The sequence below is a fragment of the Bradyrhizobium sp. genome (genome assembly GCF_049519115.1).
Lineage (GTDB): Bacteria > Pseudomonadota > Alphaproteobacteria > Rhizobiales > Xanthobacteraceae > Bradyrhizobium.
In genome coordinates, this window is record NZ_JBEKRB010000003.1 from 246,563 (window position 1) to 261,910 (window position 15,348).

The window sequence follows — 15,348 nt, forward strand, 5'->3', positions numbered from 1 at the left end:
CTTTGCCACCCGCAAGCGCTGTGATAGAGAGCGCGAACTTCGGTTAACGCCGGATTGGCATCGGTAAATGCCGACTGCCGCAGGGGTTCCCGGCCTTGCGGAGTTTGAGGGACATCCGCACAACAGGCGCCGATTCCCGCTTCTAGTGGGTTGGTTTCGCCTAAAATGCTTCATCGGGATTTTTGACAAGGCTGGCACCATGCTGAATCGGCGCAACGGCTATGAATATGAGGATTTGCTGGCATGCGCCCGCGGCGAGATGTTTGGCCCCGGGAACGCCCAATTGCCGTTGCCTCCGATGCTGATGTTCGACCGCATCAGCGAAATCGCCGAGACCGGCGGGGAATACGGCAAGGGCCTGATCCGGGCTGAACTCGACGTCAAGCCGGACCTCTGGTTCTTTGGCTGCCATTTCAAGAACGATCCGGTCATGCCCGGCTGTCTTGGGCTGGACGCGATGTGGCAGATGGTCGGCTTTTATCTCGGCTGGGTCGGCGGCGAAGGCCGCGGCCGGGCCTTGGGCTTGGGTGAATTGAAGCTTGCCGGCCAGGTGCTGCCGAACGTTCGCAAGGTTGTGTACAACGTCGACATCAAGCGCGTGATGCGATCGAAGCTGGTGCTGGGGATCGCGGACGGCTGGCTTTCCATGGATGGCGAGATTATCTATCGCGCCAAGGATCTGAAGGTCGGGTTGTTCAAGCAGGAAGCCGCCGCGCCGGCGGGCGCATGAACTTTCCACAGGCTCAAGACGACCTTTGAGTGGTTTGGCCACAGGCATTGCAGAAAAAGATAACGATAGGGTGAGGCGGTCATGAGGCGGGTTGTCATCACGGGGATGGGTATCGTCTCATCCATCGGAAACAACACCCAGGAAGTGCTTTCGAGCCTCCACGAGGCGAGGTCGGGAATCTCGCGCGCAGAAAAATATGCCGAGATGGGTTTCCGCTCGCAGGTGCAGGGCGCGCCAACGCTCGATCCAGCCGGCGTGATCGATCGGCGCGCGATGCGGTTTCTGGCGGAAGGTGCAGCCTGGAACCATGTCGCCATGGAGCAGGCGATTCAGGACGCAGGCCTCGAGCCGTCGGACGTCTCCAATGATCGCACCGGCATCATCATGGGTTCGGGCGGCCCATCGGCGCGTACCATCGTGGAGGCCGCCGATACCACGCGGACCAAGGGGCCCAAACGAGTTGGTCCGTTTGCGGTGCCGAAGGCGATGTCCTCGACCGCATCCGCAACGCTTGCCACCTGGTTCAAGATCAGGGGCGTGAACTATTCGATCTCGTCGGCCTGTGCGACCTCCAATCATTGCATCGGCAACGCCTACGAGACCATTCAAGTGGGCAAGCAGGACATCATTTTTGCCGGTGGTTGCGAGGAGCTCGACTGGAGCCTGTCGGTGCTGTTCGATGCGATGGGCGCGATGTCGTCGAAATACAACGACACACCCGCGACCGCCTCGCGGCCGTATGACATCAGCCGCGACGGTTTCGTCATCGCCGGCGGCGCCGGCGTGGTGGTGCTGGAAGAACTCGAGCACGCCAAGGCGCGCGGCGCGAAAATCTACGGTGAAATTGTCGGTTACGGCGCGACGTCGGACGGTTACGACATGGTCGCGCCTTCGGGCGAGGGCGCCGAGCGCTGCATGCGGATGGCGCTTTCCACGGTCAACACCAAGATCGACTACATCAATCCCCACGCCACCTCGACGCCGGCCGGCGACCCGCCGGAGATCGAGGCCATTCGCAAGGTGTTCGGGACTGGCGAGAAGTGCCCGCCGATTTCGGCGACCAAGGCACTGACCGGTCATTCGCTCGGCGCGACCGGCGTGCAGGAGGCGATCTATTCGCTTCTGATGATGAATAACGGTTTCATCTGCGAGAGCGCCCATATCGCCGAACTCGATCCGGTGTTTGCCGACATGCCGATCGTTCGCAAGCGCATCAACAACGTCAAGCTCGGCACGGTGCTGTCGAATTCCTTCGGCTTCGGTGGCACCAACGCGACGCTGGTGTTCAAGCGGCTGGATGCTTGATATCGTCCCGGCCTCTCGTTGATCGAGTCAAGAGATCGGCGGGCTAGTGGTCCGATTCTAACATTCGCATCCCGTCGCAGGGGCCGCTTTTGCGAATGTTGGAATCAAAGGGACCACCGGCAAATACAGGTTTCCAGTGGAGCTTTGGATTTGACATTCGCTAAGCGAACTCGCAGCTAGGTGGGCGAATGTCAAATCCACTCCATCAGGTATGACGATTTTGCGACGATCCGAAACGGAGTGGGCATGATTATCGAACCCCGGGTGCGAGGCTTCATCTGCACGACGGCGCATCCGGCCGGTTGCCTCGGAAATGTCCGCGACCAGATCGCTTATGTTCTCGGCAAGGGGGCCATTCCGGAGTGCCCCAAGCGTGTTGCCGTGCTCGGATGTTCAACGGGTTACGGTCTTGCAAGCCGCATTGTTGCGACCTTCGCCGGTGGCGCGGATACCATCGGCGTGTCGCTGGAGCGCGAGCCTACAGCCAACCGAACGGCAAGCGCCGGCTGGTACAACAACCGCGCGTTCGAGATCGAGGCTGAGAAGATCGGACGATCTCCGCTCACGCTGGAGGGCGACGCCTTCTCCGATGAGATGAAGAAGGCCTTCATCGACCGTGTGCGCGAAAAATTCGGACAGCTGGACATGCTGGTCTACAGCATGGCCGCTCCGGTCCGGACGGATCCGCAAACGGGCAAGACCTATCGCTCGGCAATCAAGCCGCTCGGCGCGCCAGTCGAAATCAAGACCCTCAACACTGAAACCGGCGAAGTGTTCGAGACGACGCTTGCGCCGGCAAGTGAGGATGAAGCGGCCGCGACGGTTGCGGTGATGGGTGGCGACGACTGGAAGCGCTGGATCGACCAGCTTGCCGACGCCGGAGTCCTGGCACCCGGCTTTCGGACTCTTAACTACACCTATATTGGCAGCGAACTGACCTGGCCGATCTACTGGAACGGCACTCTGGGTCGCGCCAAGGTCGATCTCGATCGCAAGGCGGAAGGAATCAGAAGCCTGCTCGGCCAGGAGGATGCGGCCCGCGTGGTCGCACTGAAGGCCGTGGTTACCCAGGCGAGTTCGGCCATTCCGGTGGTTCCGCTCTATGGAACGGTGCTGTTCAAGGTCATGAAGCAACTCGGGCTCCACGAGGGATGCATCGAACAGATCGATCGGCTGTTCCGGACTCGCCTTGGCAAGCAGGCCGAAGTCGATGACGCGCAGCGCCTCAGGCTTGATGATTGGGAGCTGTCGCCCAAGGTGCAGGCCGAGGTGTCGCGGCGATGGCCACTGCTCTCGACGGAAACCCTCGACGAATTGGCCGACCTCACCGAATATAAGAGCCAATTCCTTCGTCTGTTCGGATTTGGCGTCGACGGCGTCGACTACGCGCTGGACATCGATCCGCGCGTCGTCCCGGGTTAAATCACTTAGGGCTTCAGCCTTGCCGCGCTTCACCCGCGCGCGATGTTAACCCATCACCATCGCACCGGCGCGCTGAAACGCCGGCCGTGCCGCACAGGCGTCGAGATAGCGGTCGAATGACGGGCGCGTCGGCACCATCTTGAACAGCCGGATTGAAAAATTCAGACCCGATCCGATCACGATGTCGGCCGCCGAAAAATTCTCGCCAAGAATCCATGGTCCCTTTTCCAGCGCGGCGTCGAGCACGTCGTAGACGCGTTGCGCATCGCCCCAGCCGGCGGACATCGGGTTCATCTCGATCTTGGTGGCAAGCTGCACCATCGCCGGCTCGACACAGCCGGGCCCGAAGAAAAGCCAGTAGAGATATTTCGCGCGCAAGGGATCGCCGAGCGGGGGCGCCAGCCTGGCTTCCGGATAACGCTCGGCGACGTAGGCGCAAATCGCGGCGGCTTCCGCCAGTGTCGCCTCGCCGTCCTGGAGCGCCGGCACCTTGCCCATCGGATTGATCGCGAGATATTCCACCGTCTTCTGTGCGCCCTTGCTGATATCGGTCAGCACCCGCTCATAGGGCTGGCCGGTCTCTTCCATCAGCCAAAGCGCCGAAAACGACCGCGAGCGCGGCGACCAGTACAGTTTCATCATGACGGCGTCCCCGATTTCGATCGAGTTTACCTGACCATCATGTCCGTCTCAACTCGCCTTGCGCCGTCCGCGCGTCTTGCCGGCCGACAGGCACACGACATCGGAAATTTGCTCGAGCTGCCGCGCCAGAGGATTGGTCTTGCGCCAGACCATGCCGATGGTGCGCGAGGGTTGCGGGTTTTTGAAGCGGACGACCGACACCGAGGCCGAGCGTGTTTCGACCTCCACGGCCATCTCCGGAATCAGGGTCACACCGATGCCGGCGCCGACCATCTGGACCAGCGTGGACAGCGAACTTGCGTCCAGCATTTCCCGGGGCGGCGAGGATTGCAGATTGCAGAACGACAGCGCCTGATCGCGAAAACAGTGCCCCTCTTCCAGCAGCAAAAGCTTCATTTCGCGCAAGGTCTCCCGGCTGGGCACCGGCGCGCCCTCATGCTCGGCGGTCCGGACCAGCAGGAAGTTTTCCTGGAACAAGGCGACCTCCGCCAGCGAAGGTTCCGACACCGGCAACGCCACGATGGCAGTGTCGAGGCGGCCTTCGGCGACTTCCTTGATCAGCTTCGGCGTCAGCGTCTCACGGACATGAATATCGAGTTCGGGGTGCAGGCGCGCGAGATTTTCGATGACCTTGGGCAACAGATAAGGCGCGATCGTCGGAATCATGCCGACGCGCAACCGTCCGGCAAGTCGGTCGCGCGAGGCGCGCGCAAAGTCGCCGAGTTCATCGACGGAACGCAGGATGTCGCGGACGCGGTACAGGAGTTCTTCGCCAAATTTTGTCAGCGCGATCTGCCGCGCCCTGCGTTCCAGCAGCACCCCGCCGAGGGTTTCCTCCATTTCCTTGATCTGCATCGACAAGGCCGGCTGTGAAATCGAACAGGCCTCGGCCGCGCGGCCAAAATGGCCGTGGCGGGCCAGTGCGTCAAAGTAGCGAAGCTGCCGCAGTGTCACATTTATCATCAGATTATCCTATCGCAGCGATCATTAATCTCTATTTTACCTGATGGAAAGAGCTGCGTAGATTGGGCCTCTGGCTTTGAGAGGCGGAACTCCCAGACCACAAGAGGAGACGATCATGGACGACCAAGCGAAATGCCCGTTCACGGGCGGTACACGAGGACACGGCAACCGCGACTGGTGGCCTGATACGCTGGACATTTCCGTTCTCCACCGGAATTCCACGTTGTCCGATCCAATGGGCAAGGCGTTCGACTACGCCAAAGAATTCAAGAGCCTTGATCTCAACGCGGTGATCAAGGACCTGCATGCGTTGATGACGGAATCGCAGGAATGGTGGCCGGCCGACTTTGGTCATTACGGCGGTCTGATGATCCGCATGGCCTGGCACAGCGCCGGTACCTATCGCATCACGGATGGCCGTGGCGGCGCCGGTGCCGGTCAGCAGCGCTTCGCGCCGCTGAACAGCTGGCCTGACAACGCCAACCTCGACAAGGCACGCCGGCTGTTGTGGCCGATCAAGCAGAAGTACGGCCGCAAAATCTCCTGGGCCGACCTGATGATTCTGGCCGGCAACGTCGCGCTGGAATCAATGGGCTTCAAGACCTTTGGTTTTGCAGGCGGTCGCGTCGATGTCTGGGAACCTGAAGAGCTTTACTGGGGGCCTGAGGGCACCTGGCTTGGCGACGAACGCTACAGCGGGGAACGCCAGCTCGCTGAGCCGCTCGGTGCCGTGCAGATGGGCCTGATCTACGTGAATCCGGAAGGGCCGAACGGCAATCCGGACCCGCTCGCAGCCGCCAAGGACATCCGCGAAACTTTCTTCCGCATGGCAATGGATGACGAAGAAACCGTCGCGCTGATTGCCGGCGGTCACTCCTTCGGCAAGGCCCATGGCGCGGGTGATCCGTCGCTGGTCGGAGTGGCTCCGGAAGGCGGCGCGCTCGAAGATCAGGGCTTGGGGTGGAAGAGCACGCACGGCACGGGCATCGGCGCCCACGCCATCACCGGCGGTCCGGAAGTCACCTGGACCCAGACACCGACGAAGTGGAGCAATGCCTTCTTCGAGAACCTGTTCAAATACGAATGGGAACTGACGAAGAGCCCGGCCGGCGCCAAGCAATGGAAGGCCAAGGGCGCTGAAGCGACCATCCCCGACGCCTTCGACAAATCGAAAAAGCATGTGCCGACCATGCTGACCACCGACCTGTCGCTGCGCTTCGATCCGGCCTACGAGAAGATCTCGCGACGTTTCCTGGAACATCCGGACCAGTTCGCCGACGCGTTCGCGCGGGCATGGTTCAAGCTCACGCACCGCGACATGGGTCCGATCGTACGCTACCTCGGCCCGCTGGTGCCGAAGGAAACGCTGATCTGGCAGGATCCGATTTCGGCTGCGGATCATCCGCCGATCGGCGAGCAAGACATCGCCGCGCTGAAGACGAAGATCCTCGCTTCAGGTCTGACGGTGTCGCAACTGGTCTCGACCGCCTGGGCGTCGGCATCGACGTTCCGCGGCTCCGACAAGCGCGGTGGCGCGAACGGCGCGCGGATTCGTCTGGCGCCGCAGAAGGACTGGGAGGTCAACCAGCCGGCTGAGCTCAAGACCGTTCTCGGAAAGCTCGAGGCGATTCAGAAAGACTTCGGCAAGAAGGTTTCGCTGGCCGACCTGATCGTGCTCGGCGGCTCTGCGGCAGTTGAAAAAGCCGCAAAGGACGCTGGCCTCGACGTGAAGGTTCCGTTCACGCCGGGCCGTGCCGATGCTTCGCAGGATCAGACCGACGTCGAATCTTTCGCTCCGCTCGAACCGCGCGCCGACGGCTTCCGCAACTATACCAACGCCAAGAAGCATCAGTTCATGGCGCCTGAGGAGGCGTTCGTGGACCGCGCGCAACTGCTCAAGCTGACGGGGCCCGAGATGACGGTGCTTCTCGGCGGTCTGCGCGTGCTTGGCGCCAATGCCGGGGCGTCGAAGCATGGTGTCTTCACCCAAAAGCCGGGGACGCTCTCCAACGACTTCTTCGTCAACCTGCTCGACATGGCCACGGTGTGGCAACCGGCCGCCGACGGCACCTATGTGGGCCACGACCGCAAGACCAAAGCGGCCAAGTGGACCGGCACACGCGTCGACCTGATCTTCGGTTCGCATTCGCAGCTCCGCGCTTTCGCGGAGGTCTATGCGACCGCGGATGCGAAGGAGAAGTTCGCCAAGGACTTCGTCGCCGCCTGGACCAAGGTCATGAACGCCGATCGCTTCGATATCGCGGGCTGACCTTCTTCGTCATGCACCGCGCATGCGGGGCATCCAGTACGCCGAGGCCCATCGTTCAAGCCGCGGCTTCTCTGGAATACTGGATCGCCCGGTCAAGCCGGGCGATGACAGGAAAGTAAGATAACCAAAACAAAAGGGCGGCTGAAAAGCCGCCCTTTTTCATTGCATCTTTTTGCGAATTTATTCGCCGGCGGCTTGCGCGGGCATCGGCTGTTTGGCCTCGAGGTCTTCGCCGGTCGTTTGATCGACCGCCTTCATCGACAGCCGGGTTTTGCCGCGGTCGTCGAAGCCGAGCAGCTTGACCTTGACCTTGTCGCCTTCCTTGACGACGTCGGAGGTCTTCTGCACGCGGTTGGCGGCGAGCTGGCTGATGTGGACGAGGCCGTCCTTGGCGCCGAAGAAGTTCACGAACGCGCCGAACTCCATCACCTTGACCACGGTGCCGTCATAGATCTGGCCGAGTTCCGGATCCGAAGCGATCGACTTGATCCACTTGATCGCAGCCTTCATCGCCTCGCCGTCGTTGGAGGCGACCTTCACGGTGCCGTCGTCCTCGATGTTGACCTTGGCGCCGGTCTTCTCGACGATCTCGCGGATCACCTTGCCGCCGGTGCCGATCACTTCGCGGATCTTGTCGGTGGCGATCTTGAAGGTTTCGATGCGCGGCGCGTATTCGCCGAGCTCGGCGCGGGCGGCCGTGAGCGCCTTCGACATCTCGCCCAGAATGTGGACGCGGCCTTCCTTGGCCTGGCCGAGCGCGACCTTCATGATCTCCTCGGTGATGCCCTCGATCTTGATGTCCATCTGGAGCGAGGTGATGCCCTGCTCGGTGCCGGCCACCTTGAAGTCCATGTCGCCGAGATGATCCTCGTCGCCGAGGATGTCCGAGAGAATTGCAAAGCGCTTGTCTTCGAGGATCAGGCCCATCGCGATGCCCGCTGTCGGCCGCTTCAAGGGAACGCCGGCATCCATCAGCGCGAGCGAGGCGCCGCAGACCGAAGCCATCGACGACGAGCCGTTCGATTCGGTGATCTCCGAAACCACGCGCACCGTGTACGGGAACTCGTGATGCGGCGGCAGCACGGGATGGATCGCGCGCCAGGCGAGCTTGCCGTGGCCGATTTCACGCCGCTTGGTGCCGCCGAGGCGGCCGGTCTCGCCGACCGAGTAGGGAGGGAAGTTGTAATGCAGCAGGAACGTCTCTTTATACGTCCCCGACAGCGCGTCGATGTACTGCTCATCCTCGCCGGTCCCGAGCGTGGTCACGACCATCGCCTGGGTTTCACCGCGGGTGAATAGCGCAGAACCGTGGGCGCGCGGCAGCACGCCGACTTCGGCGATGATGTTGCGCACGGTCTTGACGTCGCGGCCGTCGATACGCTTGCCGGTGTCGAGAATGTTCCAGCGGACGATCTTGGCTTCCAGTTCCTTGAACACGCCGGCGACGCGGAGCTTGTCGTATTTCGGCTCCTGCCCTTCAGGGAAGAAGTGCGCCACCGCCTTTTCCTTGACGGCGCCGACCGCAGCATAGCGATCCTGCTTGACCGGGATGGCGTAGGCCTTGCGCAGGTCCTGTTCGACGAGCCCGAGCATTTCCTTTTCGATCGCGGTATTGTCGATCGCGGTGACTTCGCGCGGCTCCTTCGCCGCCTTCTCCGCGAGCTCGATGATTGCCTTGATCACGGGCTGGAAATGGCGGTGGCCGAACATCACGGCCCCTAACATCACGTCTTCGTTGAGCTCCTTGGCTTCCGATTCCACCATCAGAACCGCGTCAGCCGTACCGGCGACGACGAGGTCGAGCTGGGTCTCTGCCATCTCATCGAGGGTCGGATTGAGGATGAATTCGTCGTTGGCGAATCCGACGCGGGCTGCGCCGATCGGGCCCTTGAAGGGCGCGCCGGACAACGTCAGCGCGGCGGATGACGCCACCAGTGCCACGATATCGGGGTCGTTCTCCATGTCGTGCGACAGCACGGTCACGATCACCTGGGTCTCGTTGCGCCAGCCGTCGACGAACAGCGGACGGATCGGGCGGTCGATCAGGCGGGAGACCAGCGTCTCCTTTTCAGTCGGCCGGCCTTCGCGCTTGAAGTAGCCACCGGGGATGCGGCCTGCGGCATATGTCTTTTCCTGATAGTCGACGGTCAAAGGGAGGAAATCGACGCCCTCGCGGGGCGACTTGGCAGCGACGACAGTCGCCAGAACGATCGTCTCGCCATAGGTGGCGACAACAGCGCCGTCGGCCTGCCGCGCGACTTTCCCGGTTTCAAGCTTGAGGGGACGTCCACCCCAATCGATTTCGACAGAATGCTTATTGAACATTGTGGTCTTCTTTCATGAGTTTGCGAAAGGAGAGACGCCACAAAAACAAAAAACCATGCGCAAGATTGCGAGATGCTGGGCGCGTTGCCGCGTCAAGCATCCGGCGATCCTGCCATGGTTTCTGGTTTTAGGATGGTGTCCATCCTCTCGCGTAAGTATCCCGGGCACCTTGCCCGTTTCGTCCAGCGAGCCGGATTGCTGCTGGACGTTCTCGTTGGGTGCGATCCCTTCGGGAAACCGTTTCCCGCTGTTTGAGGATCACGCCTCAAGGACATGACAGCTTCTGCCTTATGCCCTTCGCGCATCACCGGTTTCGACGGACCGGACGAAGCCGGCGCACGAATCGATGATGCAAAAACGCGCGCCAAACGGCGCGCGCGTACTTCACTAAGAGCTCAACGACGAATGTTGTGCTTTTCGAGCAGCGCCAGGTAACGCGCCTCGTCCTTACGCTTGATATAGTCGAGGAGCGAGCGGCGCGTGGCGACCATTTTCAACAAGCCGCGGCGTGAATGGTTATCCTTCACGTGGCTCTTGAAATGCCCGGTGAGGTTATTGATGCGTTCCGACAGGATCGCAACCTGCACCTCAGGCGAGCCGGTGTCGCCGGCCTTGTTGGCATTCGTCTTGATGACTTCCGCTTTGCGTTCTGCGGTAATCGACATCGTCAGATACTTCCATCGTTGCGAGCCGGACTGGCAGTCAGTCCGGTCAGGTTGAACACGCGCTTGGGGATGAGTTCGCCATTGCCAATTTCAGCAAGCGCGAGAAGCCGGCCTGCCACCGTGACATAGACTGTGCCGCTACAATTGGGCGCATCCCGTCCGCGCAACAAAACGGCTTGGCCCCTGTGGAGCCTTGCCGCATCCGCCCGAGTGACGGCCAGTGCCGGGATGTCGTCCAGCGCGGTCTCAACGGGCAAAAGCGCGTCGGCGAGGCTTCCCTCGCCGGACGCGGCTCTATCGCATAAAGCCTCCAACTGTTCCAGTGGAATCATGTCGTTTTCGCCAAACGGGCCGACAAGCGTCCGTCGCAGCGCGCTGATATGGCCGAAACAGCCAAGAATCCGGCCCAAATCACGGGCCAGGGCCCGCACATAGGTGCCCTTGCCGCATTCCGCCTCGAACACGGAATCGCTGCTATCCGGCTGTTCTACAAGGGTTAATTGGTGAATCTCGACCGGGCGGGGTTTCAGCTCGACCGTTTCGCCGTCGCGTGCCAGGTCATAGGCTCGCTCGCCCTGGACCTTGATCGCGGAATATTGCGGCGGGATCTGCTCGATCAAGCCGGTAAATTGCGGCAGCAGCGCCCTGATCGCCTCGGGCGCGGGCCTGAGATCGCTGGTTCGCACCACCCGGCCCTCGGTATCGTCGGTGTCGCGCTCCTCGCCCCAGGTCACGGTGAAGCGATAGCGCTTGCGGCCATCCATCACGAAGGGGACGGTCTTGGTCGCTTCCCCGATCGCGATCGGCAATCCGCCGGAGGCGAGCGGATCGAGCGTCCCGGCGTGGCCGGCGCGCTTGGCCGAAAACAGCCGTTTGACCACGGCGACCGCGTGCGTGGACGTCATGCCGATCGGCTTGTCGAGGATGACCCATCCATGGACATCGCGCTTGTCGCGGCGCGGCTGGTTGTTCTGTTTTGGCTGCTTCTGGCGCGGATCGTTGTTGACTCGCCGGATGTCGTCTTGCCGTTCGGGAAAAATATTTTTATCCGCCGCGACTGAATCGTCGTTTGTCGATTCGACTACGGGATTTGCCGTCGTCACAGTCATCATTCTTCTTCCGAATCGGGTGCGAGATCGCGCCGCACCTCAGGTGTTCGCAATAATTTCTCGATACGTTCCGCTTCGTCGAATCGGTCATCGGCGTGGAAGCGAAGTTCAGGAGCAAATTTCAGGTTAACGCGATGGGCGACCTCACCGCGCAGGAATTTCTTGTTGCGATTAAGCGCTTCGATCACGACCTCGGTATCGCGGCCGCCGAGCGGCATCACATAGATGGTCGCAAGCTTGAGGTCCGGCGACATCCTCACCTCGGGCACCGTGATGATGTGGCCTTCAAGATCGGGATCGTGGACGTTGCCGTGCGCCAGTATCTCGGCGAGCGCGTGACGCACGGTCTCGCCGACGCGCAGTTGGCGCTGCGAGCCGCCGGGGGCGGTGCTCTTCTGATGGTGGCGGGGCATTATCGTCTCTCGAATTCGTCATGCCCGCGCTTGTCGCGGGCATCCACGTCTTTCTTGTTGAGTTAGCAAGACGTGGATGGCCGGGACCAGCCCGGCCATGACGCCGCATTTTCAGTTAATAAAATCCACGCGCTTTGTGAGATTTGGACTCACAGCGATCGCTGGATCGATTCGACGCGGTAACATTCGATGATATCGCCGACCCGCATGTCGGCGTAATTCTCGAACGCCATGCCGCATTCCTGGCCGGATTGCACTTCCTTCACTTCGTCCTTGAAACGCTTCAAGGTCGACAGCTTGCCTTCGTGAACGACGACGTTGTCGCGGATCAGGCGGACATTGGCGCCGCGTTCCACGGTGCCGTCGGTGACGCGACAACCGGCAACCTTGCCGACCTTGGAAATGTTGAACACTTCCAGGATCTGCGCGTTGCCGAGCATGGTTTCGCGCAGCGTCGGCGCGAGCAGGCCGCTCATCGCCTTCTTCACGTCATCCACGAGGTCATAGATGATGTTGTAGTAGCGAATCTCGATGCCGTTGCGCTTCGCCGCCGCCGCCGCTTCCTTGTTGGCGCGGACCGAGAAGCCGATGATCGCGGCATTGAAGCCTTCCGCGAGCGTGACGTCGGATTCCGAAATGCCGCCGACGCCGGCATGCAGGATGCGGGCGGCAACTTCGTCGGTGCCGAGCTTTTCGAGCGATCCGAGGATCGCTTCCAGCGAGCCCTGCACGTCGGCCTTGACGATCAGCGGGAATTCCTTGCGGCCGGATGTCTTGAGCTGCGACATCATCTGTTCGAGCGAGCCGCGCATGCCGGAAATCGAAGCAGCCGCGTTCTCGCGCTTCTGATGCGAGCGATAGCTCGTGATCTGGCGGGCACGGGCTTCGTTCTCGACGACAGCGAGACGGTCGCCGGCTTCCGGCGGACCATTGAAGCCGAGCACCTCGACCGGAACCGACGGGCCGGCTTCCTCGACAGTGTCGCCCTGATCCGAAATCAGCGCACGCACGCGCCCCATCTCGGCGCCGGCCACCACGATATCGCCAACCTTCAAGGTGCCGCGCTGGACCAGCACAGTGGCCACCGGGCCGCGGCCGCGGTCGAGCTTGGCTTCGATCACGGTGCCTTCGGCGGGACGCGTCGAGTTGGTCTTGAGGTCGAGGATTTCGGCCTGCAACGCGATCATCTCGAGCAATCTGTCGAGATTGGTCTTGTTCTTGGCGGAAACCTCGACGTCGACGACGTCGCCACCGAGCGATTCGACCTGAACCTCGTACTGCAGCAATTCGGTGCGCACGCGCTCCGGCTTGGCATCGGGCTTGTCGATCTTGTTGATGGCCACGATCATCGGCACCTTCGCCGCCTTGGCGTGGTTGATCGCTTCCACCGTCTGCGGCATCACGCCGTCATCGGCGGCGACCACCAGTACGACGATGTCGGTCACCTTGGCGCCGCGGGCGCGCATCGCGGTGAACGCGGCGTGGCCGGGCGTATCGATGAAGGTGATCTTCTTGCCGCTTTCGGGCGAGGTCACCTGATAGGCGCCGATATGCTGGGTGATGCCGCCGGCTTCGCCGGAAACCACGTTGGCATGGCGCAGCGCGTCGAGCAGCGAGGTCTTGCCGTGGTCGACGTGACCCATCACCGTCACTACGGGCGAGCGCGGCTCGGTGTCGGTGGAATCTTCGACGGCGTCGAACAGGCCTTCTTCGACGTCGGAAGCCGCCACGCGCTTCACCGAGTGACCCAACTCCTCGGCGATCAGCTGCGCGGTGTCAGCGTCGATCACGTCCGTGATCTTGTGCATCGCGCCCTGCTTCATCAGCAGCCGGATGACGTCGACGGCGCGCTCCGACATGCGGTTGGCGAGTTCCTGAATGTTGATCGCTTCAGGGATTACGACCTCGCGAATCAGCTTTTCCTTGGGCTCGTTCGCCTGGTGCCCCTTCAGGCGCTGGGTACGGCGGCGGAACGAGGCGATCGAGCGCTCACGGACGTCGTCGGCATTCAGCGCCGTCACTAGCGTCAGACGGCCGCGTTGTTTCTGCGGCGCCGGTTTCGCGGTCGGCTTGGGCGCGACGACCGGTCGGCCGGGGGCACCACGCCGGACCTGACGCGGACCTTCGTCTTCGTCGGAAATATCGGCGGCGATGCCCGGGGCGCGAGCCACCGGAATGGCGGGACGGGCTGCTGGCGCTGCGGCGGGAGTGCGCGCTTCGGTCTCGCCAAAACGCTTCTTGGCTTCAAGTTCGGCCTTGCGCTTGGCTTCCTCGTCATGACGGTGACGCTCTTCCTCGGCCTTGCGGCGAGCTTCGGCGGCCTCGCGCTCGGCCTGCTCGATGCCTTCGCGGCTCGAGCGGCGCTTGGCCTCTTCTTCGGCAACACGCCGCTCTTCGACGTCGCGCAGTTTGGCGTCGGCCAGCGCACTGGCGCGCGCCGAGCGCTCGTCCTCGGTAAGGGTACGCAGCACCACGCCGGAATTGTTGCGCGGGGGCGCAGGCGGCGGCGCTGGACGCGCGGCCGGTGCCGGCGCTGCCGGCTTGGCCACCACCGGTTCGGGCGCGTGGGTCTCGGCGGGACCATCGCCGCCGACCCGGCGCTTGCCGCGCTTTTCCACCACGACCTGCTTGGTCCGGCCGTGGCTGAAGCTCTGGCGCACGGTTCCGGTCTCGACCCGCGGCTTGAGCGACAAGGTCTTGGTCGGCACACTGAGCGTCTTGTCGCCAGGCGTTTTCGTATCAACCATTCAGCAGTCCTAATCCTGTCTAGTCGTGCGCGTTCGCACGGTCTTTGATCGGTAAATTCCCGCCCACGTTCTTGGCCGCGGTTCTGTCGTCGTCCGCCATCCGGTATCGGACCAGCATATGGCTACGTGACAGGAACGTATCGCTCGCCGGGCCCGCGAGCAGGGCAGCATGTATCACATTTGACCGCCCCAGTGCCAAATCCAATTGCTCGGATGTCAGCACATTAACGATAGGGATTCCGGCCGATTGGCCGTCATCCCGGCCATTTTGCCCGGCGATGGCGTCCAATTTGCGGATTCCGTCGGCGGCACCGTCGGTTGCGTGGATCAGCGCCCTGACCGCACCCTGACCGTGCCGGTCGAGGGCGTCTGCAACCTTGGTGAAGCCCGAAAGGACCTGTCCTGCCTTGGCGGCCATGGCCAGCGCGTCGCCGACGAACCGTTCCAGCAGCACCTCGGTGTCAGCGGCAAGCGTCGCCGCAGCACGGACATCACGTTTGAATCCCTTGCTAAATTGGTGACGCCGGACCGCTTCCGCAACCATCTTGCGCGAAGCCGAGACCCACAGGCCCCGGCCCGGGAGTTTGCGCTTGAGGTCCGCCACCACCTCCCCGGAGGGGGCGATGACAAAGCGGATCAGCTCATCGACCGGCCGCACCTCCCGGCTGACCGCGCACATCCGCATGGTCGCGGACCTGTTGGTCCGCGGTCCATCGTCGGTTTCGGGGTCGGCAACGGCGAGCATGCGTGTGACATGG

At 62.3% G+C, this 15,348-nt stretch carries 12 protein-coding genes; 4 read left to right on the top strand and 8 right to left on the bottom strand.

Going from position 1 to position 15,348, the window contains the following annotated elements; translation table 11 throughout:
* The first annotated feature begins 199 nt into the window (after positions 1-199).
* From fabA to fabV, 3 genes are all read left to right on the top strand, one after another.
* Positions 200-730 carry a 3-hydroxyacyl-[acyl-carrier-protein] dehydratase FabA gene (gene fabA, locus ABSE61_RS04600; protein ID WP_423869875.1) on the top strand — a complete coding sequence of 177 codons (531 nt, stop codon included), beginning with the start codon at positions 200-202 and terminating at the stop codon, positions 728-730.
* Positions 731-811: 81 nt separating this feature from the next.
* A complete protein-coding gene (fabB, locus tag ABSE61_RS04605; protein WP_423869876.1) occupies positions 812-2,035 on the top strand; it encodes a beta-ketoacyl-ACP synthase I in 1,224 nt (407 codons plus the stop codon).
* Between the two features lie 246 nt (positions 2,036-2,281).
* A complete protein-coding gene (gene fabV / locus ABSE61_RS04610; protein WP_423869877.1) occupies positions 2,282-3,457 on the top strand; it encodes an enoyl-ACP reductase FabV in 1,176 nt (391 codons plus the stop codon).
* 45 nt (positions 3,458-3,502) lie between these two features.
* On the opposite strand, the gene ABSE61_RS04615 is transcribed toward fabV, so the two are convergent.
* Positions 3,503-4,099: a glutathione S-transferase family protein gene (locus ABSE61_RS04615; protein ID WP_423869878.1), complete on the bottom strand. Its 597-nt coding sequence runs from the start codon at positions 4,097-4,099 to the stop codon at positions 3,503-3,505.
* Positions 4,100-4,147: 48 nt separating this feature from the next.
* Entirely contained in the window at positions 4,148-5,062 is a 915-nt protein-coding gene (locus ABSE61_RS04620; protein ID WP_423869879.1) for a hydrogen peroxide-inducible genes activator, read from the bottom strand.
* A 115-nt stretch (positions 5,063-5,177) separates the two neighbouring features.
* Here ABSE61_RS04620 and katG point away from each other — a divergent pair, with 115 nt between their 5' ends.
* Positions 5,178-7,331, top strand: a complete 2,154-nt coding sequence (gene katG / locus ABSE61_RS04625; protein WP_423869880.1) for a catalase/peroxidase HPI — start codon at positions 5,178-5,180, stop codon at positions 7,329-7,331.
* A 180-nt stretch (positions 7,332-7,511) separates the two neighbouring features.
* Here katG and pnp read toward each other — a convergent pair whose 3' ends face one another.
* The 6 genes from pnp to ABSE61_RS04655 all read right to left on the bottom strand — a co-directional run bounded on the left by pnp (position 7,512) and on the right by ABSE61_RS04655 (position 15,335).
* Positions 7,512-9,656: a polyribonucleotide nucleotidyltransferase gene (pnp, locus tag ABSE61_RS04630; RefSeq protein ID WP_423869881.1), complete on the bottom strand. Its 2,145-nt coding sequence runs from the start codon at positions 9,654-9,656 to the stop codon at positions 7,512-7,514.
* A 395-nt stretch (positions 9,657-10,051) separates the two neighbouring features.
* Positions 10,052-10,321 (bottom strand): 30S ribosomal protein S15, encoded by a 270-nt coding sequence (rpsO, locus tag ABSE61_RS04635; RefSeq protein ID WP_423869882.1) that lies wholly within the window; start codon positions 10,319-10,321, stop codon positions 10,052-10,054.
* A 2-nt stretch (positions 10,322-10,323) separates the two neighbouring features.
* Positions 10,324-11,430, bottom strand: coding sequence for a tRNA pseudouridine(55) synthase TruB (gene truB, locus ABSE61_RS04640; RefSeq protein ID WP_423869982.1), 1,107 nt, complete (start codon positions 11,428-11,430; stop codon positions 10,324-10,326).
* Positions 11,430-11,843, bottom strand: coding sequence for a 30S ribosome-binding factor RbfA (gene rbfA / locus ABSE61_RS04645; protein WP_423869883.1), 414 nt, complete (start codon positions 11,841-11,843; stop codon positions 11,430-11,432). Before rbfA ends, truB begins: the two co-directional genes overlap by 1 nt.
* Positions 11,844-11,992: 149 nt before the next feature.
* Positions 11,993-14,590, bottom strand: a complete 2,598-nt coding sequence (infB, locus tag ABSE61_RS04650; protein ID WP_423869884.1) for a translation initiation factor IF-2 — start codon at positions 14,588-14,590, stop codon at positions 11,993-11,995.
* 19 nt (positions 14,591-14,609) lie between these two features.
* Positions 14,610-15,335: an RNA-binding protein gene (locus tag ABSE61_RS04655; RefSeq protein WP_423869885.1), complete on the bottom strand. Its 726-nt coding sequence runs from the start codon at positions 15,333-15,335 to the stop codon at positions 14,610-14,612.
* Between the last annotated feature and the right edge of the window lie 13 nt (positions 15,336-15,348).